This window comes from Enterococcus lemanii, from assembly GCF_016909125.1.
GTDB classification, from domain to species: domain Bacteria; phylum Bacillota; class Bacilli; order Lactobacillales; family Enterococcaceae; genus Enterococcus_I; species Enterococcus_I lemanii.
In genome coordinates this window covers 24,689-47,690 of sequence record NZ_JAFBFD010000011.1, presented here as the reverse complement: position 1 = coordinate 47,690, position 23,002 = coordinate 24,689, and the positions used below count along the sequence as shown (strand labels likewise).

Annotated in this window: 20 protein-coding genes and 1 pseudogene; 3 read left to right on the top strand and 18 right to left on the bottom strand. The window is 36.7% G+C overall.

The features are described from left to right. Positions 1-3: 3 nt before the first annotated feature. The 11 genes from glyS to JOD14_RS04535 form a co-directional block, all read right to left on the bottom strand. Positions 4-2,076 carry a glycine--tRNA ligase subunit beta gene (gene glyS / locus JOD14_RS04585; protein WP_204653630.1) on the bottom strand — a complete coding sequence of 691 codons (2,073 nt, stop codon included), beginning with the start codon at positions 2,074-2,076 and terminating at the stop codon, positions 4-6. A 1-nt stretch (position 2,077) separates the two neighbouring features. Further along, complete coding sequence (gene glyQ / locus JOD14_RS04580; protein ID WP_204653629.1) at positions 2,078-2,992, bottom strand: glycine--tRNA ligase subunit alpha; 915 nt, start codon at positions 2,990-2,992, stop codon at positions 2,078-2,080. Positions 2,993-3,269: 277 nt separating this feature from the next. Then, the gene (recO, locus tag JOD14_RS04575) at positions 3,270-4,067 is read right to left on the bottom strand and encodes a DNA repair protein RecO (RefSeq protein ID WP_204653628.1); all 798 of its coding nucleotides are present in this window, start codon (positions 4,065-4,067) and stop codon (positions 3,270-3,272) included. Positions 4,068-4,103: 36 nt separating this feature from the next. Next, the gene (era, locus tag JOD14_RS04570; protein ID WP_204653627.1) at positions 4,104-5,003 is read right to left on the bottom strand and encodes a GTPase Era; all 900 of its coding nucleotides are present in this window, start codon (positions 5,001-5,003) and stop codon (positions 4,104-4,106) included. A gap of 15 nt (positions 5,004-5,018) precedes the next feature. Continuing rightward, positions 5,019-5,417, bottom strand: a complete 399-nt coding sequence (locus tag JOD14_RS04565; protein WP_338031668.1) for a diacylglycerol kinase family protein — start codon at positions 5,415-5,417, stop codon at positions 5,019-5,021. Then, entirely contained in the window at positions 5,401-5,874 is a 474-nt protein-coding gene (ybeY, locus tag JOD14_RS04560; RefSeq protein ID WP_204653625.1) for an rRNA maturation RNase YbeY, read from the bottom strand. The genes JOD14_RS04565 and ybeY overlap by 17 nt, the downstream gene beginning before the upstream one ends. Next, positions 5,864-8,074 (bottom strand): HDIG domain-containing metalloprotein, encoded by a 2,211-nt coding sequence (locus tag JOD14_RS04555; RefSeq protein ID WP_204653624.1) that lies wholly within the window; start codon positions 8,072-8,074, stop codon positions 5,864-5,866. The genes ybeY and JOD14_RS04555 overlap by 11 nt, the downstream gene beginning before the upstream one ends. 29 nt (positions 8,075-8,103) lie before the next feature. Next, entirely contained in the window at positions 8,104-9,075 is a 972-nt protein-coding gene (locus JOD14_RS04550) for a PhoH family protein (RefSeq protein WP_204653622.1), read from the bottom strand. A gap of 245 nt (positions 9,076-9,320) precedes the next feature. Next, positions 9,321-9,770: a GatB/YqeY domain-containing protein gene (locus JOD14_RS04545; RefSeq protein WP_204653620.1), complete on the bottom strand. Its 450-nt coding sequence runs from the start codon at positions 9,768-9,770 to the stop codon at positions 9,321-9,323. A gap of 31 nt (positions 9,771-9,801) precedes the next feature. Continuing rightward, complete coding sequence (gene rpsU / locus JOD14_RS04540; RefSeq protein WP_002356740.1) at positions 9,802-9,978, bottom strand: 30S ribosomal protein S21; 177 nt, start codon at positions 9,976-9,978, stop codon at positions 9,802-9,804. A gap of 128 nt (positions 9,979-10,106) precedes the next feature. Next, complete coding sequence (locus JOD14_RS04535) at positions 10,107-10,571, bottom strand: Fur family transcriptional regulator (RefSeq protein ID WP_204653618.1); 465 nt, start codon at positions 10,569-10,571, stop codon at positions 10,107-10,109. A gap of 91 nt (positions 10,572-10,662) precedes the next feature. Here JOD14_RS04535 and JOD14_RS04530 point away from each other — a divergent pair, with 91 nt between their 5' ends. Then, the gene (locus JOD14_RS04530; protein ID WP_204653616.1) at positions 10,663-11,520 is read left to right on the top strand and encodes a pyruvate, water dikinase regulatory protein; all 858 of its coding nucleotides are present in this window, start codon (positions 10,663-10,665) and stop codon (positions 11,518-11,520) included. A 79-nt stretch (positions 11,521-11,599) separates the two neighbouring features. Here JOD14_RS04530 and thrB read toward each other — a convergent pair whose 3' ends face one another. The 5 genes and pseudogenes from thrB to trxB form a co-directional block, all read right to left on the bottom strand. Beyond that, positions 11,600-12,475, bottom strand: a complete 876-nt coding sequence (gene thrB, locus JOD14_RS04525; RefSeq protein ID WP_204653614.1) for a homoserine kinase — start codon at positions 12,473-12,475, stop codon at positions 11,600-11,602. Between the two features lies 1 nt (position 12,476). Then, complete coding sequence (locus JOD14_RS04520; RefSeq protein ID WP_204653612.1) at positions 12,477-13,748, bottom strand: homoserine dehydrogenase; 1,272 nt, start codon at positions 13,746-13,748, stop codon at positions 12,477-12,479. A gap of 126 nt (positions 13,749-13,874) precedes the next feature. Then, positions 13,875-14,168, bottom strand: coding sequence for an ArsR/SmtB family transcription factor (locus JOD14_RS04515; protein ID WP_204653610.1), 294 nt, complete (start codon positions 14,166-14,168; stop codon positions 13,875-13,877). Positions 14,169-14,203: 35 nt separating this feature from the next. Beyond that, the gene (locus JOD14_RS04510) at positions 14,204-15,928 is read right to left on the bottom strand and encodes a phospho-sugar mutase (RefSeq protein WP_204653608.1); all 1,725 of its coding nucleotides are present in this window, start codon (positions 15,926-15,928) and stop codon (positions 14,204-14,206) included. A 367-nt stretch (positions 15,929-16,295) separates the two neighbouring features. Then, a pseudogene (gene trxB / locus JOD14_RS04505) lies at positions 16,296-17,225 on the bottom strand (thioredoxin-disulfide reductase); the annotation flags it as partial. Positions 17,226-17,407: 182 nt separating this feature from the next. Here trxB and JOD14_RS04500 point away from each other — a divergent pair. Together JOD14_RS04500 and JOD14_RS04495 are read left to right on the top strand one after the other, a co-directional pair. After that, the gene (locus tag JOD14_RS04500; protein WP_204653666.1) at positions 17,408-18,775 is read left to right on the top strand and encodes an MATE family efflux transporter; all 1,368 of its coding nucleotides are present in this window, start codon (positions 17,408-17,410) and stop codon (positions 18,773-18,775) included. A 156-nt stretch (positions 18,776-18,931) separates the two neighbouring features. After that, complete coding sequence (locus tag JOD14_RS04495) at positions 18,932-19,408, top strand: glutathione peroxidase (RefSeq protein ID WP_204653604.1); 477 nt, start codon at positions 18,932-18,934, stop codon at positions 19,406-19,408. Positions 19,409-19,433: 25 nt separating this feature from the next. Here JOD14_RS04495 and JOD14_RS04490 read toward each other — a convergent pair whose 3' ends face one another. Continuing rightward, entirely contained in the window at positions 19,434-21,212 is a 1,779-nt protein-coding gene (locus tag JOD14_RS04490) for an ABC transporter ATP-binding protein (RefSeq protein ID WP_204653602.1), read from the bottom strand. Continuing rightward, complete coding sequence (locus tag JOD14_RS04485) at positions 21,212-22,963, bottom strand: ABC transporter ATP-binding protein (RefSeq protein ID WP_204653600.1); 1,752 nt, start codon at positions 22,961-22,963, stop codon at positions 21,212-21,214. Before JOD14_RS04485 ends, JOD14_RS04490 begins: the two co-directional genes overlap by 1 nt. Positions 22,964-23,002 lie beyond the last annotated feature (39 nt).

The following is a 23,002-nucleotide window of genomic DNA, read 5'->3' as shown; positions in this document are numbered from 1 at the left end:
ATTTTATTTAGTTATTAATTGATCTAGACTAGCAATTAATAGAGCCATTTTAGAAATTTGATTCAATAAGCTTAAGCGATTATTCCGAATTGCTTCATCATCAACCATTACCATTGTTTGATTAAAGAATTGTTCGATTAAAGGACGCAAATTAACTAATGCTAAGTAATTATCGGCTAGTGTATTGGATTTAAAGTTTTCAGAAACCGATTTTACTCCTTCGTACAAGTCTTTTTCTGCTTCATTTTCAAATAAAGTTGGATCAACAGCAAGTGTTTGACCTGGAGCCTTACGTGAAAGGTTGATGACACGTGTTAGAGCCTCAATTGAAACTTTAAAATCAGCATCATGTTGGTGCTCTCTTAAGACGGTTGCAGCTACAAATAACTGACTTAAATCTTGTTGTTGTGAAGCGATGACTGCTTCAATAATATCGTGACGAATTTTTTCAATCCCAAAGAACTGTTTCATTCGAGCTTGAATAAAATCTTTCACTTGTTCTTTTTTAGCCACCAATTGCAAACCGTATTTTTCTTTATTCTCATTAATTGTCGCCACAATTTGTTCAACAAGTGGAATAAGTAAGAAATTCCATTGTTTTTGATGAATAATACGAATTATTCCATAACTTTGACGTCTTAAAGCATAAGGATCGTTGGAACCACTTGGAATCATATCAATCGAAAAGAAGGTTAACAAGCTATCTAACTTATCTGAAATAGCTAATACCGCACCAATATTAGAATTTGGTAAGGCACCTTCGCTTGAAATTGGTAAATAATGTTCTTTTAATGCTTGGGCTACACTTGGTTTTTCGCCTTGTAATAACGCGTATTTCTCCCCCATAATTCCTTGTAACTCAGGAAATTCGCCAACCATGTTTGTTACCAGATCAAATTTATAAATTTCACTTGCTCGTTTTAGGTCGCTCATTTCTTCTGAAGTTAAATGAACATGCTCACCAATGATTTTTGCAATCGTTTGTACCCGTTGCATTTTTTCATAGATTGAACCAATTTTTTCATGGAAAGTGACTTGCTTTAATTTTTCTACACATTCTGCTATTGTACGTTTTTTATCTTCTTGATAGAAAAATTCAGCGTCTTCTAGTCGAGCAACTAAGACCTTCTCATTTCCGCGAATGACATTTTCTAGGTGGTTTTGATCTCCGTTACGTACCGAAATAAAATGGGGTAATAACGCTCCTTGGACATCTCTCACTTCAAAATAACGTTGGTGCTCTTTCATTGAAGTGACTAGCACTTCTTCAGGCACCGTTAAATATTTTTCTTCAAAATTACCAACAAAAGCAGTTGGGTATTCAACCAAATTATTAACCTCATCTAACAACGCCTGATCTAGTGTGACTTGCCAATTGTTCCGATCTGTAATGGCTGCAATTTGTTCAACGATCATCGTTTGACGGTGGGTAGAATCAGCAATGACAAAGACTTCTGCTAATTTTTCTAAGTATTCTTTTGCATTAGTGAAGGTAACATCTTTGCCTAAAAAACGATGGCCGCGAGAAGTACGTCCAGTTGCAACATCTAAAAATTCAAAAGGAACAACTTCATCGCCATAAAGAGCAACTAACCAGTGAATCGGACGAATATATTCAAAATCATATTGATTCCAGTGCATAGTAACCGGGAATGTTAAACTTGTCATAACTTCTTTTAGTCCATCGAGTACTTCAAAGGTCGATTTGCCTTTTGTTTCTTTTGTTACATGAACATAATCAATCCCTTTAATTTCTTTAAAATAAATTGCCTCAGTCGTCAAACCTTGTCCCCGTACAAATCCTTGAGCCGCTTTACTCCAATTTCCTTCTGCATCTAAAGCAATTTTTTTTGCCGGTCCTTTTAATTCTTCGACTTTATCTGCTTGTTTTTCTGCTAAATTAGTCACATAAACGGCGAGGCGACGTGGCGTTGAATAACCTTTTATTTCTTCAAATGCTAAACCATTTTCTTCTAAGAATGCCGCTGTTTTTTCTTGTAATTGGCGCATTGAAGCAATCACAACACGTGCTGGCATTTCTTCTAAACCAATTTCAAATAATAAATCTTTTGCCATTTTATTTGTCCTCCTTTAACCATTTTTGAGCCTCTGCTGGACTTAAAAGCGGATAACCTAATTTTTCTCGTTCATCGACAAAAATTTTAGCGACTGCTCTTGCCATATGACGAATTCTTGCTAAATAACCGGCACGTTCTGTTACAGAAACGGCTCCTCTTGCATCAAGTAAGTTAAAGTTATGGCTACATTTTAAAATATAATCATAGGCTGGGTGAACTAAATGTGCTTCAATACATTTTTTTGCTTCTGCTTCGAATTTATTGAAATTATCAAGCAACATCTCTTGATTACTAACTTCAAAGGAATATTTTGAATGCTCATATTCAGGCTGAGTGAAAATTTCCCCATATTTGACACCTTTCGTCCAGATCAAGTCATAAACACTTTCAACTTCTTGAATGTAAGAAGCTAATCGTTCCATACCATAAGTAATTTCAGCCGTAACTGGTTTACAAGCAAGTCCGCCTACTTGTTGAAAATAAGTAAATTGCGTGACTTCCATTCCATCTAACCATACTTCCCAACCTAAACCAGCACAACCTAAAGAAGGATTTTCCCAGTTATCTTCTACAAAGCGAATATCATGGGCTAACGGGTCAATTCCTAGAAGTTTTAAACTTTCTAAATATAATTCTTGAATATTCTCTGGTGAAGGTTTCATTACTACTTGGAATTGATGGTGTTGATACAAGCGGTTTGGGTTTTCACCATAACGACCGTCTGCGGGACGACGAGAAGGTTCAACATAAGCCGCATTCCAAGGCTCTGGACCGATTGCTCGTAAAAAAGTATATGGGCTCATCGTTCCTGCTCCTTTTTCGGTATCATATGCTTGCATTAGCATACAACCATTGCTTGACCAAAAGTTTTGTAGCGTAATGATCATTTCTTGTACTGTCAGTTTTTGTTTCATTATTCCTAGTCCTCCTAATTAAATGATTTGTCAAAACAAAAAAGCCCTACACTTGTCTTGTAAACAAGTGTAGGGACGAAATTATTCGCGGTTCCACCCTACTTCCGATTCCTCGGCAGCTTCTTTGGTTTGTGCTCTCAATTGCTTATGGTAAAAGGGTCACTATTTGGCTTACACTCTTTCCAAACTCGCTAAAAGGACAAAACTTTTACTTTGTTATTTGATTAACGCACGATTTAGTTTTCTCATTTATCTTAATGGTTTTCAATGGCTTTTGTCAATCCTTTTCGACATTTTTCTCAAGAGTTTTCGGATTTAAAACCGTTTCCCATTGCTTCATCTCATCGATAAATTTTTTGCTCTTTAAGTGAATGCCCACATACTCCTCATAAAGTTGGTCAATTACTTGACGAATTGCCTGTTTCGTCTCGCCTTTTAATTTTAGCTCGTTTAAATTTTCAAAAGAAACATTGGCAAACAAACGGATAAAATGGATGCTAACCGGGTCGGCTTGATAACGATGCTTGTCATTTGAAAAATGCGTTTCACAAAGCAAGCCATGGTATTTTGGTGAAAAAGCAAATTTACCTTGTGTTTGCCCGCAAATTTGGCAGCTTTGCCAGTTTAACGCTACCCCAAAGCGATGTAGGAGTTGAATTTCAAAAATATTGGTAATAATTTCAGCATCTTTTCCCTCATCAATCAATGTCAGAGCCTGAACTAAAAAAGTATAAAGGTTGGGATCATAAATGTGATCTTCGATGGCCGCATCAACTAAATTTAGCAAATAGGTTGCATAAGCTGCTGCAAAAATATCGGCTCGAATTTGCTTAAATGCGTGAATCTCCTTTACACCATTTAAAAAAGAGAGTCCTTCTTCATTGAATTTTCCAATATACGTTGCTTGAGTATAAGGTAAAATTCCTTGAAAAAGAGGATTATTCTTTTGATGTGCTCTTTTTACGTAAAACATTAATTTACCTGACGTTTCCGTAAAAATTTTAACGAGTTTATCTTTTTCTTTATAATCTCGAGAAAACAAGATAACCCCTTTTGATTCTGCAAAATTTTTCATTTCTATCCTCCTTTTTAATTTGAGGATTGGATTGACTTAATACTCTTCTTCGCGGTAACCAAAATCTTTTAAGTGCGTTTGTTTATCACGCCAATCTTTTTGAACTTTCACCCATAATTCTAAAAAGACTTTCTCATCTAATAGGTGTTCAATATCAAGACGTGCTTTCGTCCCAATTAATTTCAGCATCTTTCCGCCTTTACCTATAATAATTCCTTTTTGGCTATCTCTTTCAATAATAATGGTGGCTTGAATTTGAATTTTATTATTCTCATTGCGTTTCATTGAATCAATCGTTACCGCAACAGAATGAGGGACTTCATCGCGCGTGAAAAAGAGTACTTTTTCGCGAATTAATTCAGAAACAATAAAACGTTCAGGATGATCGGTTATTTGATCCTCTGGGAAATACTGCGGTCCTTCTGGCAAATGAGCAATTAAAGTCGCCATTAATCGATCAAAGTTATTCCCTTCTGTGGCAGAAATTGGGACTACTTCAGCAAAATCCATTTGCGCTGCGTAATCTTCAATTTGTTCCAGTAAGGCATCTGGATGGATTTTATCGATCTTATTGATGACTAAATAGACGGGGACTGAACTTTTTTTAAGTCGTTCAATAATTAAATCATCGCCTTTTCCTCTTTTTTGATCGGCATTAATCATAAAAAGAATGACATCTACTTCACGCATTGCACTGTAAGCAGTCTCTACCATAAAATCGCCTAAACGATGCTTGGGTTTATGTATTCCTGGAGTATCAATAAAAACAATTTGCTCGTTTTCTGTTGTATAAACCCCTTGGATTTTATTTCTTGTTGTTTGTGCTTTGTCACTCATGATGGCAATTTTTTGGCCAACAATTCGATTTAACAAGGTTGATTTCCCAACGTTTGGGCGACCAACAATGGCGACAAAACCTGATTTAAAAGCAGTCATTCATGTTCCTCTTTTCTAAAAAAATAATTGATATATTTTAGGTAAAAAAATAATACAACCGACAATTACTGCAAATAAGGCAGTAATTAAGACGGCACCGGCAGCCATGTCTTTAATTTTTTTCCCAATTGAATGAAAGTGAAAGTCAGTCACCATATCCACCACATTTTCAAAAGCCGTATTGACAATTTCCATAATAATTACTAAAAAGACACACAGCAAAATCCAAAGCCATTCCCATTTATTCAACTGAAAGATAAAGCCAAACAAAATCGTGATTATTCCAAGAATTAAGTGGCTACGCATGTTACGTTCATCTTGGAAAACCGTCCGAATCCCTGTTAGAGCAAACTCGATGGACTGAGAAAAATATTTATTTTTTCCAATATCTTCTTTTCTATCTTTGTAGTCCATAAGCATCCAGTATTTCCTTTTGTAGTCCAAACATTATTTTTTCATCACTTTCAGTCAGATGATCGTAACCGTTCAAGTGTAAAAAACCATGTAAAGCTAGAAACCCTAATTCTCTTTCATAACTGTGTCCATAATCATCGGCTTGTTCTTTCGCTCGTTCAACTGAAATCATCAAGTCACCTAAGATTTTAGGCATTTCAAAATCTTCCGAAAAAATAATCGGTTGTTCTTCTTCTGATTCTTCTTCAAAGGCAAAACTAATGACGTCTGTCGGCATATCTTTGTCTCGGTATTGGCGATTAATCACTTGAATGGCTACATTATCCATAAACGTTACGGACATTTCAGCATCATCTGACAACTTTAAATAATTCGCAGCAAATTGAAGAAGTGATTCAATTTTTTCTTGGTCTTTTGTTGAAACTTCATTGGTTTCGTCAAAAAAATTAATCTCCATGATGACTCGCTCTCTCCTGTTCTTCTTTCATTTTTTCGGCTTCTGATTTCATTTTTGGGTACTTAATTCTTGAATGAAACGTACTACAAAGCCCATTAACTAAAGATTTTTGGATAATTTTAATTTCTTTCATCGTCAATCCCGAATCATCTAACTGCCCGTCTAATAAACGATCTTTGATTAAATTGGCTACAAATGTTTCAATTTTTTCATTTGTCGGGTGATCCATTGCTCGAACAGCTGCTTCACAACTATCTGCAATACTGACAACGGCCGCTTCTTTTGTTTGTGGAATCGGCCCTGGGTAGCGGAATTCTTCTTCTGAAACATTTGGGTTTCTTTCTTTAGCTTTTACGTAAAAATATTTCATCAAAGTCGTTCCATGGTGTTGTCGACAAATATCAACAACCATTTGAGGCATCTTGTTTTCTTCTAAGATTTTCGCCCCATCTAAAACATGACCAAAAATAATTTGTTTACTATCATTTGGAAGTAGAAAATTATGTGGATTTTCTGCACCTTGAGGTAAGTTCTCCACAAAAAAGTTGGCGTGCTTTAATTTACCAATATCATGGTAATAACAAGCGACTCGTGTAATTAATGACGCCCCATTAATTTCTGCGACGGCATTGGCACTTAAGTTAGCAACCATCATACTATGATTGTACGTTCCTGGCGCTTCTTCTAATAATTTTTTTAATAATGGATGATTCGGATTACTTAATTCATTTAAAACAATCATTGAGTCATCCGTCAAAAGTAAATCAATATACGGATGTAATGCTGTCGTTAACGTTAAAGACAAGATACTACCTGCCACGCTAACAATCAGATTTAACCACGTTTGATTACTTGAAAAATTCAATCCTTGATAAATAATTAAACTTAAGTTCATAAACATTGGAAATAAAACAACCCAAACAACCGCTGAACCACCTTGTTCGGCGATGCGTTTGCGTTTGACCATTGTTCCCATTAACCCAGAAAATAAATAAGAAATTAAAACAATGGTTAAAGCACTTGTTCCAATGGAATCATAAAAGACGAAAATAGCCATCACAACTTGAAATAAAGCAGACAAAAGTCCTGTTCTTCGATTCATAAAAACGGTCAAAACTAATGGAACAAAAGCTGCTGGGAATAATAATGGAACATATTGTAAGGCATTTGTTTGAAAAAGTTGAAGAAACTTCATTAAAGAAAGACTCAAAACCATCATCGCGGTATAAAAAACAATCGAAATTACGCGGTCTTGCGTATTTTTTAATTGCTTTAAGTGATACAACAACACGCTAATTTGAAGAATGTTGGCTAAAATCATTGCTACTAATGGAAAAATACTTGTATTTTGACTCGTCATACCTAATAAGTTCAACTTATCAATCATCGTAGTATCAATTTGCGAACCTTCACGAACGATTACTTCTCCTTGAAAAATCATCACCGGTTGAACCGCTTCTTTGGCTTGTTTTCTTAGTTCTTCTGTTCGTTTTTCATTTAAGTATGAGTTTGCAATAATCCCTTGATTTAATACATAGCGAATGGCTTGGGTTTGATTGTTTGTTAAGCCTAACAGTTCTGCTTCACTATACGCATTTTGGCGAGCTTCGTTTACCCCAGATGAGCGAATTTGATTATTCATTTGCTCTTTAACTAACCGTAAAGATTCCGTTTCAACTTGTTGTAATTCCGTATCAGAAAGCGAAAAAACAATTTGGTAAAACATATTAGGAATTTTTTGATAAAAAGATAAATCATCTGTGTCAACATTTTCTAACTTTTTCTTAAGCGAAGCAATCTGTTCATCAATTGAGACTAATTCTGGATTGTTGCCTTCTTTCGTTGTTTTCGCTCGTTCTTCATTTTCTTTACTGGCTTCTTTTCTTACTTCTCTAATATAAGAAAACAAATTAGAAATTAACTGTTCTTGTTTTTTTGCTAAATCTTCTTGAAAAGTATATTCTGGAGAAACGGCTTCAGCAGCTAGTTTTCTTTTTTGTTCTGTTGCTGTCGTATTTTCGATTGTTTTATTTGCTCGAATGCTTTGTTCAGCAACTTGCCCTTCCTTATAATCAATCGTTCTTTGTTGGACGTTTGAAAATAGAAGCAAGGAAGAAAAGATAAAAAAAGCCATCAAAATCCCTGCTATGAAAAACTTACCCAATTTCTGGTTAATTTTAGCTAAAGGTTGGATAACCACTCAATCCCCTCCTACTTTCTTTTGTTTCCTTAATTTTTTTCCGCTTGATCATAAGCTTGAATGATTTGAGCGACAACTGGGTGACGAACAACATCGTTTGCATTAAAAGTAACAAACGAAATTTGCTTAATATTAGCTAATGTTTGTTGAGCGTGGATTAGCCCGCTTTGAACACCTTTATGTTTGGGCAAATCAATTTGACTAACATCGCCATTGATAATCATTTTTGAATTAAAACCTAAACGCGTTAAAAACATCTTCATTTGTGCTACCGTTGTATTTTGTGCTTCATCTAGGATAACAAAGGCATCTTCTAACGTTCGACCACGCATGTATGCTAGAGGAGCAATTTCGATGACGCCTCGCTCCATTAAACGGTTTGTGTGCTCGACCCCAAAAACTTGGTACAATGCGTCATAAACCGGTCTTAAATACGGATCAACTTTTTCTTTTAAGTCACCTGGTAAAAATCCTAAATTTTCACCCGCTTCGACTGCAGGACGCGTCAAAATAATTTTTTGAACTTCGCCTTTTTTTAAAGCTTGGATGGCTAGGACTACGGCTAGAAAGGTTTTTCCTGTTCCAGCAGGACCAATCCCAAATACAACATCATGTTTTTTTACTTCAGCAATGTACTTTTTTTGATTGACATTTTTCGCACGAATTGGTTTGCCATGCCGATCTTTTATGATTTCTTCTTCATACATTTCTACAAATTCATCTAACGAGTCACTACGGAGCATCTTTAGTGCCGTAATCACGTCTGGTGAACTGATTTGAATGCCGCGACGAATTAACTCTTGCAATTTTCTTATTACTTGTGCCGCGCCTTCAATGGCTTCCTTTGTGCCTTGTATTTGAATCACTTCACCACGGGTTCGAATAATTGTTTGCGTTGTTTCTTCTATAATCTTGATATGCTTATCATGCGTCCCAAAAAGTAAATGAGTATCATCTTGCTCTTGGAGTTTGATTTCAATCGTTTTTAATTCTTCTGTCAAAAGTGATTACGCTCCTTTATTCAATTTCCTCTTAATGATAACATATTCTGTCAAAAAGAAGAATTGCTTGTGTTTAAAAAGCTAGCGAAATTTATTAAGGAATTTTTTAGTATCTTTCTTTTTTAGCTCTACCCAAGAAATACGAGCCGCTTTTTTAATCCAATAATTTTCAATTTATTCACCAACAGGTTGATAATAAATTAAAAAAGTCGTAAGGGATTAACCCTTACGACTGAATAACTTCATTACAAATTGTTTAATAGTTCTTTGACAACTGCATTAACAAGTGCGCCATCTGCTTTTCCTTTAACCTTTGGCATAACAAGCCCCATTACTGGACCAAAGGATTGGCTAGAAGTTGCATTTGTCTGTTCAATTGCTTGCAAAACAATTTGACGAATTTCATCTTCCGTTAACTGCGCTGGAAGGTATCGTTCAACAATTGCAATTTCAATTTTTACTTTTTCGACCAAATCGTCTCGATGCGCTTTTTCAAATTCGGCTAAAGAATCACGACGTTGTTTCATTTCACGTGCTAAGATGGTTAAATCTTCTTCTTCAGTTAATTCGCGACCAAGTTTAATTTGCTCATTTTGCAACGATGCTTTTATCATACGAATCACCTGCAAAACGTCTTTCTCTTTTGCCTTCATCGCTTGCTTCATATCATCGTTCAATGTGCTGAGTAGTGTCACACTACCAACTCCAATTCTTGCGCTCTAGAAATTAGAATTTTTTACGTTTTCTAGCTGCTTCAGATTTTTTCTTGCGTTTCACGCTTGGTTTTTCATAAAACTCACGTTTACGTGATTCTTGTAATGTACCTGCTTTTGAAACGGAACGTTTGAAGCGACGAAGAGCATCATCAAGAGACTCGTTTTTGCGAACGACTGTTTTTGACATGTTAATCCCTCCCTCCGAGCTTAAAAAGTAACCGTTTATGTAAATTAATAACTCATTAACTTACAACACTGTCCTTTGAAAATTATATCGGAGCCTTGAATTAGTGTCAAGCTGTTCTACAAAAAACTTTATCTTTTTTCAACCGAATCTTCGGTTTTCTTTGCTAAACAGGTTTCGCATTGACCGAATATCTCAAATCGATGACTTTCAATCAAACAATTCGGCAACTGATTTTGAAAATAATCCATCGGGCAAAGATTTAGTTCTTTTGTCGCTCCGCAAGTTGTACAAATAAAATGGTGATGATGATGATCAGACCCCGGAATAACACAATGGAAACGAAAATTCTTTTCAGCATTCAGCTCTGTTTCTTCTAAAATGCCTATTTCAGAAAAATCTTTTAAGTTTCGATAAATGGTATCAAAACTTACACCTGGATTGTCTTGAACTAAAAATGAGTATACTTCTTTTGCTGAAAGGTAACGATTTTCTAGCGCAAGATAACGAATCATTTCTTCTCGATTCTTTGTTTGTTTTTTTCCGCTTTTTTTTAACATTTCTAATGCTCTAGTAATGGCTATTTCATTCTTCATCTATCTTTCTCCTAACTCAACGAAATCATCGAATGAATCAATCCGTTTTATGGTATAATATCTATGACTAAATTACAAGTGAGGGATTTTTATGAGTGAAGATAACCAGAATAAAACTGTTATTTTTTTTATTATTTCCGACTCTGCAGGTGAAACTGCTTCAAAGCTAGCCCAAGCCACTATGGCTCAATATCCAACCGTTGATTTTGAAATATTCCGTCGCACATTCATCACAACAAAAGAGGCCCTAATTAAATCTTTGGTTGATGCAAAAAAACACGATGCCATTATCTTGCACACCTTAATTAATGAAGATTTAGTGAAACTAGCACACGATTTTTGTGAAGCAAGTGAACTTTACCATTTCGACGTACTCACTCCGCCTGTTCTTGAAGTACAACGAAGATCTGGTGTAACGCCAACGCGCGAACCAGGTGCTCTACATCACTTAAATAAAAATTATTTTAAACGAATTAAAGCAATGGAATTTGCTGTAAAATACGATGATGGCAAAGACCCACGTGGTTTTTTAGAGGCCGATGTTGTCTTACTTGGGGTTTCTAGAACTTCAAAAACGCCACTTAGTCTATTTTTAGCAAACAAAAATTTAAAAGTAGCCAACCTTCCCTTAGTCCCACAAGCACATATTCCAAAGCAACTTTGGGAAATCGATCCTAAAAAAATCGTTGGCTTAACCAATGACCCTGAAGTCTTAAATGGTATTCGTAAAGAACGGATGATTGCTTATGGGTTAAATCCTGATACCGCTTATTCCGATATTGAAAAAATTAAATCTGAACTGGCTTTTGCTCATGATTTATATGAAAAATTAGGTTGTGTAGTCATTAATGTCGCTAGCTTATCCATTGAAGAAACTGCATCAATGATTTTAAATGCTTTAAACTTGGAAGACCATAGTTATTATATTACCGAGGATAACGCGGACTAGTTGTTTAATCAAATAAAAAAATTGCTTTCATAATTTTCTTAAAGAAAAATGAAAGCAATTTTTTATTTTTTATAGCCCCCTAAAAAGCTTGGACACCTTCTCGATCAATTGACAATCGTTCAATGGTTGCATTCTTATCTAATGCTTGCAATGTTTTCATTAAGCGCGTCGTTTTATCTTCTGGCGATAGAATTAAAACCGTTGGACCGGCTCCACTTAGGAAACAACCATAAGCTCCTTCATCTTTACCTAATTGGCGAATGGAAGCTAAATGAGGAATGAATTTTTGGCGGTAGCGTTCATGCCAACGATCTTCTTCCATCATTTTTCCCGCTAAAGGTAAGTTCCCATTAATTACAGCAGCAATCATTACATTTGCAATGGCACTCGCTTCAACAGCTTGAGAATATGTGAAAGATTGAGGCAAGACTTCGCGGCTTTCAGTTGTTAATAACTCTGTATTTGGAATGAAAGCGATGATATCACATTCTGGAAAATAGTGTTTCACATAGCTTACTTTATCTGTTTTCTTTTCTGAAAAATAACAAGCTACTACAAAATCTCCACAAATTGCTGGAGCAACGTTATCTGGATGGCCTTCGATTTTCGTTGCAATTTCAATTTTTTCTTTTTGTGATAAATTTAAATTGCCTAAGCGATTAGCCAGTTCAATTCCAGCTACAATGACCGATGAACTACTACCTAGCCCGCGAGCTAAAGGAACATCTGATTCCATCTTTATTTTATGAGGAGCCAAGTCTGGAGCCAGTGCTAATGCCGTCGTAATCATTAAATTCGTTGCATCACTTGGAATATCGTTACCCAAGTCATGGATAATCTCCCATTGATCGGATGGTTCTAAAACTTCAATAAAGAGATAAAGAGATAAAGCAATGCCACATGAATCAAAGCCTGGACCTAGATTTGCACTCGTTGCCGGTATTCTGATTTTCATACTAGACCTCCATTAATTGTAGCGGTTGATGATGTTCACCATAATTGGTTAACTCAGCTAACAGTTCCGCTAATTGGGCCTCTGTTAATTGCTCCGTTACTACATAAAGTGCGACTTGATTCGTTGCTTCTTGTACCTGGGCGATTGTTTTAGGGAAAGTCGTTTGTAATTCCGCTTGCACTTCACTAATTTTTCGTTCAATCTGAGGACTTAAACTAATAAAATAAGCATTTGTTTTTTCAGGATCTTTTTCTAAGTGAACCGGTTGTTGATATGGATTAAAACGAGCGGTCGCTGAGCCGTCAAGCTGTCGATCAACAATTGTTAAGACGTCTGCTAAAACACTTGTTCCAGTAGGTAAGGCTCCTGCTCCTGGTCCATAATGGAACGATTCACCAATCCCATCGCTTTTCAAGAAGATACCATTTAATTCATTTTTCACACTTGAAAGAAGATGAGTATCAGGTACAAAAGTTGGTTGAACACAAGCCGTCAAGTGATGGTCTTTTTTGATCAAGCTACCTAACAGCTTGATCGTGTAACCAAGTTGTTGCGCACCCGAAACATCTAATGGATGAATTTGACGAATCCCTTGAATGGTTAGCTGCTCTAAAGTTAAATTTACGCCAAAAGCAAACCGAGCTAAAATAATCAATTTATATGCAGCATCTATACCATCAACATCGTTTGTTGGATCTGATTCTGCAAAGCCGGCTTCTTGTGCCGCTTGTAGAGCCTGCTCATACGTCCAAGCTTCTTCAAACATTTTAGTCAACATGAAATTCGTCGTACCATTTACAATTCCGGTGAGTTGTTGAATATTATCTGCAAAGTAACTCGTTGCTAATGTCCTTAAGATTGGGATGGCACCTGCGACACTTGCTTCGTAATATAACCCGACTTGATTTTCTTTGGCAATTGTTATTAGTTCCAACCCTTCTTGAGCAAGCAAATCTTTATTGGCAGTCACGACATGTTTCTTGTTTTCTAATGCTTGTTTAATAAATTCTTTAGCTGGGTGTACTCGGCCCATTAATTCAATAACAATTGAGATTTCATCATCTTCTGTGATTTTTTTGACGTCTGTTACTAATTCAAAGCCGTATTTATTTGCAATTGTCGTTTTTTCTTCGCCTTCACGAACGAGTACTTTGGATACAATTAACTTTATTCCTTTTTGCGCTTCAATCTTTTGCTTTTGGCTTGTTAGCATTTCTAAGAAACCTTGTGCAACAACTCCTAAGCCTAAAATCCCAATTTTAACTTCTTTCATAAAAGCCTCCTGTTTTTAAAATCATTTATTAGATTTCTTTCATTTTTCTTTAATAATACTTCTAAGCATATCAAAAAACAGGCCAAAAAAAAAGAGGGAGAAGTCATTTCTCCCTAATTTTCAACATTAATGGCGTACATGCTCCACTATTTGTGCCAGAATACCAAAAACATGGTCATCATCTAAACGATATAAGACCGTTTTTCCTTCTCGGCGGGATTTTACCAGTCGATGATCTTTTAACAGTTTTAATTGATGTGAGACGGCGGATTGTTCCATTTCGATGGCTTCAGCAATTGCCGTTACATTTCGTTCTCCTTCTTCTAGGAAAAGTAATATCTTTACTCTAGTGACATCACCTAATACCTTAAAGAGGCGACTAACTTTTTCAATTTCATTATTCGTTGGTAAATTTTGCATCCGCTACCTCCATCTAAAATAACAAGAGTTTCACCTTAGCCAACAATTTCATTAATTGCATTTTCTAGTGCTGCAATCTTTTCATCTGCGGCTTTCGTTGACTCAGATTTAACGCCAATATAGAATTTAATCTTTGGTTCCGTTCCTGAAGGTCGAACCGCAATCCAGCTTTCATCTGCTAAAACATATTTTAAAACATCCGACGGTGGCGTTGTTAATTTTTCTATTGCGCCGTCTGTGCTTACTTTTGTTTGTTTTTTGAAATCTTCTGTTTGAGTCACGGCCACTCCGGCAAACGCGGTTGGTGCTTTTTCTCGGAAGGTTTTCATTAATTCCGCAATTTTAGTCGCGCCTTCTTGACCACTCATGGTAACAGAGATTGTTTTTTCTGCATAATAACCATATGTTTCAAAAATCATTTGTAAAGCATCATACACTGTTTTCCCTTGCTTCTTATAGTATGCAGCCACTTCGGCAAATAAAACTAATGCTTGAATGGCATCTTTATCACGAACAAAAGGTTTCACTAAATAGCCATAACTTTCTTCAAAGCCAAACATAAATGTATGTGAGTGGTCTTCTTCAAATTGTTGAATTTTTTCAGCAATAAATTTAAAACCAGTTAAGACATTAAACATTTCCACGCCATAACTTTTTGCAATCGCCGTTGGTAATTCACTAGATACAATTGATTTTAAAACGGCCGCATTGGCAGGCAAGGTTTGCGCTTCTTTATGTGCCTCTAAAATATAGTGAATTAAAATGGCCCCGATTTGATTTCCTGTTAGCACTTGGTATTCACCGTCAGGTAAACGAACCGCTGCACCAAGACGATCGGCATCTGGATCTGTCGCAATCAAAAGATCGGCTCCTTCTTTTTTACCAAGGGCGATCGCATATTCAAAAGCTGATATTTCTTCTGGGTTAGGTGATTTCACGGTACTAAAGTTTGGATCAGCTTGTCCTTGAGTCGGTTCAATCACAAACTTATGAAAACCCGCTTGTGCTAATGCGCGCTCACCTAGCATGCGACCGGTTCCATGCAGTGGTGTATAAACGAGTTTTAATTGATCGCCCATTTCATCAATTAACGCCTGATTAATCGTAATTGTTTTTACTTCAGCTAAATAAGCGGTATCGACTGCTTCACCAATGATTTTTAACAAGCCTTGGTCTTTAGCTTCTTGCTCAGATAAGACTGGAATTTCTAAAGGATTTTCAATTTCACGCACAAAGCTAGTTAAAGCATCCGCATGCGCTGGTGGCATTTGCCCCCCATCTTCACCATAAACTTTATAACCATTATAGTCAGCTGGATTGTGTGATGCGGTGATCATAATCCCAGTAAATGCATTTAAATGTCGAACCGCAAAAGATAGCTCTGGCGTTGGTCGTAAGCTTTCAAAGACATAAGAAGTAATGCCATGTTGTGCCAACGTGCAAGCTGCTTCTATCGCAAATTCTGGTGAAAAATGACGTGAATCATAAGCAATTGCTACGCCACGTTGTTTATTTGTTTCTCCTTGTGTTTCCATAAAACGGGCAAGCCCTTCAGTCGCTTGACGAACCGTATAAATATTCATACGATTAATACCTGGTCCTAAAATCCCACGCATCCCCGCTGTACCGAATTCTAGCGGTGTATAAAAAGCATCTTCTAATTTCGCTTGGTCTTTGGCTAGTTCTACTAATTGTTTTTTTAAGTTTTCTTCTAACAAATCACTTGTTGCCCATTGCTCATAAGTTGTTTTCCAATTCATCGTTAAGCCCCTCTTTCAAATTCACTCTTTTAAGCAATTATAGCATTGTTAAGGAAAGACTAAAAGACTCACTTCAAATTCTCATAGTTTTTCTAACGTGGTATTGATCGTCTTTGAGTACAGAAGGACGTGGCGTAATACGATCCGTTTCAATTTTCCTAATACCTTCTACCAAAAGCTGTTCACTTAGAACCTGAGCGTCGTTACCAATCAATCGCCAAATTTAAGCAAGAATGGTTGCTTTTACAAAAAAATTAGACAGCAAAAAAACAAAGTACGATGCGATTTAAAAATCGAGGTACTTTGTCTTTTGTCTACAATCTGAGAGGCTCTCTTAAAAATAGGCTCTGTTGGTTAAAACGTATTATTATTTATCTTTTTGTTCTTCTAAATAATTAAATACTTGTTGCCCAGCGATACTGCCATCACCGACTGCTGTTGTAATTTGACGCAAGTGTTTTTCACGAACATCTCCAACAGCATAAACACCTGGAATATTGGTGCGCATCAACTCATCTGTTAAGATCCAGCCGTCCTCGTTTGTGATTCCCGTGTTTTTGAATGCTTCGGTCAAAGGATCTAGTCCTACATAAATAAACATACCATCTGCTGTTTCTTCATGACATTCATCGGTTTTTACGTTTCGAATTTTGGCACCAGTCATCATCATTTGGTTGCCTATGATTTCTTCAACGAAGGAATCCCACATAAATGAAATCTTTGGATTTGCAAACGCGCGCTCTTGAATAACTTTTTGTGCACGTAATTCGTCACGACGATGGACAACGACAACTTCTGAAGCAAATTGCGTTAAAAATAGTGCTTCTTCAACTGCTGAATCGCCTCCACCAATCACAAGTAATTTTTTAGAACGGAAAAAGGCTCCATCACACACTGCACAATAAGAAACCCCACGACCTGCAAATTCTGTTTCACCTTTTACACCTAAGTGACGGTGCTCACAGCCCGTTGCAATAATAACGGTTTTCCCTTGGTAAACTTCACTATCGGTTACGATTTCTTTGTAGTCACCTAAATCTTTTAATTCATTCACAATTCCATAGGCATGTTTTGCGCCAAATTTTTCAAGTGGGCGGAACATTTTGTCTGCTAAGTCTGGTCCCATAATTCGATCAAATCCAGGGTAGTTCTCAACTTCTGCCGTATTATTTAATTGACCACCTGGCGCCCCTCTTTCTAATAATAGTACTGATAAATTTGATCTAGAAGCATAGAGTGCGGCAGTCATTCCTGCTGGCCCTGCTCCTATTACGATTACGTCAAACATAAAAATTTCCCTCCATTGTTTTTCTAAGACTTACTTTAGACCTTCTTTGACATTTCGTCTAATCATTTGCTTGGTAAAAAATAGCTCATTTCCTTTGATATTTCTTGACTTTTTAGACTAATCTTGTAAAATTGCCAAGACATCACAATTATTAACTATAAGAGAGGAACTTAATTTTGGCAAGAAAAAAAATGATTATTGCCTCCGACCGTGAACTAATTTTTTTAAGTTGGCCGATTTTTGTGGAATTGTTTTTACGCGTCGTCATAGGTAATATTAATGTTTGGATGATTTCACACTACTCTGAGCCCGCGGTGGCATCGGTTGGTGCGGCAAATCAACTACTTAATTTAATGGTTTTTGTTTACGGTTTCATCACAATTGGTACACAAATTATCATCGCACAATACATTGGTGCAAAGAAAAATAGTGAAATTAAAACGGTCATTAATACAGCAATTTTTGGCTCACTTGCAATTGGCTTAATGATTAGCTTTGCATTTGCGATTTTTTCACAAGATCTTTTAAGATTTATGAACCTCGATGCACAGTTAGTCGCCATCGGGAAAAGCTATTTGCAAATTTTCGGCGGTAGTCTGATTGTTTCTGCCTTGACAGCCGTGATCGTTGCGATTTTACGAACGCACGGGCATACCCAACCTGCCTTATTTGTACCCATGACCGCTAGTATTCTATCTGTTATTGGTAACTATTTTGTTCTTTACCAGCCTTTTGGATTGCCAAGTTTCGGCGTAAGTGGCTTAGCTTTTTCAAGTGTCGTTGGAAACGTGATTGGACTTTTCATCTCGATTTATTTATTAAAACATTATATCGGTTTTTCAATTTTGTCTTTACGTCTTAAAAATATTTCATGGCCAATTTTAAAATCGATTTTAACTTATGGTTTACCTTCGTCTGGTGAGTCACTTTCTTATCAAGGAGCACAAGTCGTCGTGACAATGATTGTCGCTTCTTTAGGTTCAAGTGTCTTAATTGCCAAATCTTACATTAGTGCCATTACACAATTTGTTTATTTAATTGCTTCCGCTCTTAGCCAAGGCAATCAAATTATGATTGGGCGAAATGTGGGTGCCCAACAATTTGATCGAGCGTATCAACGTGGGATGCGTACAACCGTAATTGGTGTGGCCACTACTTTGATTATTTGTGTTCTTACTTATTTATTCATTGAACCAATTATGGGGATCTTTACAACAAATCCTGAAGTCATTCATATTGCCAAAGAAGTTTTCTTAGTTGAAATTGCTTTAGAATCAACACGCGCAGTCAATATGATTTTAGTAGGTTCTTTAAATGCAAGTGGCGATGTGAAATTCCCACTCATTTGTAGTTTACTTGTTTTGTGGGTCATTAGTTTACCATTTTCTTATTCACTCGCCATTTGGGGTGGGTTTGGCCTAGTCGGCGTTTGGATCGCCTATGCAATTGACGAAGGACTTCGAGCGGCCTTAATGATTCGGCGTTGGCGCTCAGGTATTTGGAAGTCAAAGGCCGTCGTTCAGGATGAAGCTAGCTATGACGAAGCCCTCGCTCAATAATAATCATTAATAAAATGAACATACCCAGGTAACGATGCGCTAATTATTAAGCCATCGTTACCTGGATTTATTTTTTCTGCCGCACTTTTTTCAAAGCAAAATAATTTCTATTATTTAAATCTCAGGCTATACTAGAAAAAAGGAGGTTTTTTAAACATGAATATTTATCAATTTGACGCAACCCTAGAAGATGGTACGCATTACTCTCTAGAAAAAGAGAAAGGGAAAGTCATTTTAATTGTGAATACTGCTTCAAAATGTGGGCATACGCCACAATTTAAGGAGCTTGAAGCACTTTACGAAAAATACCAAGATCAAGGTTTTGTTGTACTCGGTTTTCCTTCAAATGAATTTCACCAAGAACTAGCAACGGGGCAAGAAGCAGCGGAAGCTTGTCGATTACAGTATGGCGTAACTTTCCCGATGCATACATTAACGACTTTAAAAGGGGAACAAGCGGATCCTTTATTTAAATTTTTACAAACACAAACAACCGATGAACTATCCGGTGATATTAAGTGGAACTTCACTAAATTTTTAATTGCTCGTGATGGACACTTTGCTGCTCGCTTCGCCCATCGCACCGCACCATTTGAACTAATTCCAACAATTGAAAAATTACTAGAGGTGTAAAAAAAGAGTCTAAAAAGACTCTTTTTTACACCTCACTACTTTGTAATCGATACATATCTGCATATAAACCCGCTTGTTCTAGCAAAGATTCATGCGTGCCTCGTTCTACGATTTTCCCTTTCTCTAACACTAAAATTAAGTTTGCGTCTCGAATCGTTGATAGACGGTGTGCAATCGCAATGGTTGTCCGACCTTGACGCATATTGGCTAGCCCCATTTGAATTAAGCTTTCCGTTTCTGTGTCAATGTTGGCGGTTGCTTCATCTAAAACTAAAATTTTAGGTTGGGTAACCATCGTCCGAGCAAATGAAATTAATTGTCGCTGCCCGCTTGAATAACTCGCTCCTCGCTCAATAACTTTTGCATTATAAGTATTTGGTAAAGTTGCAATAAAAGAATCTGCTTGAACAAATTTAGCAGCCGCCACGACTTCTTCTTCCTTAATAGTAGGATTAAGCAGGCGAATATTGTCGGCGATATTGCCATAAAACATAAAAGCATCTTGTAAAACGAGCCCCATTTTCTTGCGTAATTCCTCAATTGGAAACTCACGAATATCGTGGCCATCAATCAAAATTTGGCCTTCTTCAAACTCATAAAAACGCATTAACACATTAATAATTGAGCTTTTTCCACTACCAGTATGGCCGACTAAAGCAACTGTTTCACCAGGATTAACGGTAAAAGAAATTTTATCTAACACTTTATGCTCACCATCATAAGAAAAACAAACATCTCGAAACTCTATTTTCCCTTGCGTAATTTCACAACTGGCATCTTGGTTTTGCGCAGGTGTAAGCTGTGTTTCATCCATAACTTTTAAAACACGACTTCCTGCAACAACGCCATCTGTAAAAGTACTCAAAAAATCCATCATTTGCGTCATCGGGTTAAAAAAAGCTTGGATATAAGTGACAAAAGCATAGATTAAACCGACTTCTAGTGGTGATTCCAAGGCTTTAAATCCAAATAGCGTTAATGAAACGGCTACGGCTAAAGCATACAGCAAACTAATGACTGGCCCTAGTAATAATGAATTTACTTTAATCATTGCCTCGCGTGTCGCTAAATACTCATCATTCGTTTTTTCAAATTCCTGCAAAAAGCGTTTCTCTTGACGAAATTGTTGAATAATTTGCATACCTGAAATGGATTCATTGAGCTTCGTATTCAGTTGACTTAGTTTTTCACGCATTTGTCGGTAAATTTTCGAACTAAATCTTTGGTAGTACCAAATAATTAAGCCTAAAACTGGCAAAAATAAAAGTGTCATTAAGGCAATTTGGGCATTGATTTGAAACATCGCAATAAAAGATGAAGTCACTGCAAAAACGCCAGTAATGACCATTAAAAAAACATGCCAAAATTCAAATAAGGTTTCTGTGTCATTTGATACCCTTGAAACAATTGCGCCTGCAGGGGTTTGATCAAAATAACGCATCCCTAACGTATGAAGTTTTTCAAATAATTTCACCCGAATATTTTGATAACTGCGTAAAGAAGCATCTGAATATAAGTACCATTGAAAAAACCAAATAATAGCCTTTAAAATGGTGCCGAGTAGATATAAAGCGGCAAAAAGCCAAATGATTTGACTCGTTGCCTTTTGTGGTTGTAAATATCGGTCAATTAACGTTTGTAAAATACGTGGTAACAAAATATTAATGGTCGCTAATCCAAGTGAAAATAAAATAGCAATTGAAAAAGTCTTACGAAAAGGACGAGCATAGGCAAATAAGCGTTTGATAATGGCTCTTTGTTCTTTAAAAGATAACGCTTTTGACCATTGTGATGGTTGCTGCATTAACGTTCCCCTCCTTCAATTTTTGCTTCTAATTGTTGTTTTTCCCACATTTTAGCATACCACCCCTGATTCTCGAGGAGTTCTTCATGGGTTCCGCGTTCAACGATTTTCCCTTCTTCTAAAACTAAAATTTCATCCGCATGCATGACGCTACTTAAGCGGTGAGCCGCAATGATGGTTGATTGTTGCTGACGTCTTTCTTTTAAGTTTGATAGAATCATTTCCTCAGTCTTAGCATCTACCGCGGATAAAGCGTCGTCTAAAATTAATAGTTCTGGCGCCATAATTAATGCCCGTGCAATCGATAAGCGCTGTTTTTGCCCACCAGATAATGACACGCCTCGTTCACCAACTAACGTATCATATTGTTCGGGAAACCCTAGAATATCTTCATGAATTGCGGCAAACTTCGCGGCATCTTCAATTTCTGTTTGTGTTAATTGAGGATTTGTAAAACGAATGTTATCCCCCACGCTCATTGAAAATAAAAAATGATCTTGTGGAACATAACCAATCGATAAAAGAAGAGCATCTAAGGTGTAATTTTTAATCGATTCGCCATCATAAAGGATCGTGCCCTGATAATAATCGTACTGACGCATTAAAAGTTTTAACAAGGTTGTTTTTCCTGCACCGGTTTTCCCAACAATTCCTAAAACTTCTCCTTCTTTTAAGTTAAAGTGAATATCTGTTAGTGTGTCTTTGGTTTTTTCATCATAAGAAAAGTGATCAATCGCTACAGATAAAACACCTTTTGCTAGCTGTTTTCTAGCATTATATGGTTCTACAATATGCGTTTTTTCTTTTAATATTTGTGTCACTCGATCATAACTGGCATTCCCTCGTTCCAAAACATTAAATAAACGACCAATGGCAAACATTGGCCAAACTAGCATACCGATATAACTGACAAAAGTCACCAATTGACCAATCGTAATTTGGCCGTTCATAATAAATTGGCCCCCAACTAAAATGGTTGCGACATAAGCTAGCCCAATAATGAGTGTAATGACTGGGTCAAAAAGCGCCTCTAAGAAATTGGTACGGCGATTTTTTTTGATGGATTGACTTACTTTTTCTGAAAATTCAGCGATATCTTCTTTTTCTTGGCCAAAAGTTTTAATTACTTTTATCCCTGTAATACTTTCTTGAGCTTTGTCGTTAATTGCTGAAAAAGCTTCTTGTGATTCGCGAAACGCATCATGTAATTTTGAACCTAAAACTCTTGATGCCACTGCTAAAAGCGGCAGTGGAATTAAAGCAATTAAAGTCAAGCGCCAATCGACAAAAAGAACCATTGCTAAAATCGTCATACCACCTGTAATAATTGAATCGGCAAAAGTTAAGATACCAGCACCTGCGACATTTTGAATGGCTGACAAATCATTCGTTGCATGGGCCATTAAATCGCCTGTTCGGTGGCGCTGATAAAACAAGTGATCCATTTGCGTAAAATGATGATAGAGTTGACGCCGCAAGCTACGTTCTAAACGGGCAGCACTTCCCCAGATATTCACGCGCCAAACAAAACGAAACACATACTGCGCAACCGCCGACAATACCAATACCCCTATCCAAGCCAACATACTGTGAAGATTCATTTGGTCTTGGGCAATCTTGTCAATAATAATGCCAATGACTTTTGGTGGAACTAATTGAACAATTGCAACAATTATTAGTGCCGTCACGCCAATGATATAATGTTTTTTTTCTTCTTTAAAAAACCAAGCTAACTTTCTAAAAATTGACATCTTTCTCCTCCTTTTTTTGCGTTAAAAAAAACAGGCCTT

Bases quoted from the DNA above. Each gene is read 5' to 3' on its own strand.
- glyS (WP_204653630.1), bottom strand. From the start codon at position 2,076: ATGGCAAAAGATTTATTATTTGAAATTGGTTTAGAAGAAATGCCAGCA.
- glyQ (WP_204653629.1), bottom strand. From the start codon at position 2,992: ATGAAACAAAAACTGACAGTACAAGAAATGATCATTACGCTACAAAAC.
- recO (WP_204653628.1), bottom strand. From the start codon at position 4,067: ATGAAAAATTTTGCAGAATCAAAAGGGGTTATCTTGTTTTCTCGAGAT.
- era (WP_204653627.1), bottom strand. From the start codon at position 5,003: ATGACTGCTTTTAAATCAGGTTTTGTCGCCATTGTTGGTCGCCCAAAC.
- JOD14_RS04565 (WP_338031668.1), bottom strand. From the start codon at position 5,417: ATGGACTACAAAGATAGAAAAGAAGATATTGGAAAAAATAAATATTTT.
- ybeY (WP_204653625.1), bottom strand. From the start codon at position 5,874: ATGGAGATTAATTTTTTTGACGAAACCAATGAAGTTTCAACAAAAGAC.
- rpsU (WP_002356740.1), bottom strand. From the start codon at position 9,978: ATGTCAAAAACAGTCGTTCGCAAAAACGAGTCTCTTGATGATGCTCTT.
- JOD14_RS04535 (WP_204653618.1), bottom strand. From the start codon at position 10,571: ATGAAGAATGAAATAGCCATTACTAGAGCATTAGAAATGTTAAAAAAA.
- JOD14_RS04530 (WP_204653616.1), top strand. From the start codon at position 10,663: ATGAGTGAAGATAACCAGAATAAAACTGTTATTTTTTTTATTATTTCC.
- thrB (WP_204653614.1), bottom strand. From the start codon at position 12,475: ATGAAAATCAGAATACCGGCAACGAGTGCAAATCTAGGTCCAGGCTTT.
- JOD14_RS04520 (WP_204653612.1), bottom strand. From the start codon at position 13,748: ATGAAAGAAGTTAAAATTGGGATTTTAGGCTTAGGAGTTGTTGCACAA.
- JOD14_RS04515 (WP_204653610.1), bottom strand. From the start codon at position 14,168: ATGCAAAATTTACCAACGAATAATGAAATTGAAAAAGTTAGTCGCCTC.
- JOD14_RS04510 (WP_204653608.1), bottom strand. From the start codon at position 15,928: ATGAATTGGAAAACAACTTATGAGCAATGGGCAACAAGTGATTTGTTA.
- JOD14_RS04500 (WP_204653666.1), top strand. From the start codon at position 17,408: ATGATTATTGCCTCCGACCGTGAACTAATTTTTTTAAGTTGGCCGATT.
- JOD14_RS04495 (WP_204653604.1), top strand. From the start codon at position 18,932: ATGAATATTTATCAATTTGACGCAACCCTAGAAGATGGTACGCATTAC.
- JOD14_RS04490 (WP_204653602.1), bottom strand. From the start codon at position 21,212: ATGCAGCAACCATCACAATGGTCAAAAGCGTTATCTTTTAAAGAACAA.
- JOD14_RS04485 (WP_204653600.1), bottom strand. From the start codon at position 22,963: ATGTCAATTTTTAGAAAGTTAGCTTGGTTTTTTAAAGAAGAAAAAAAA.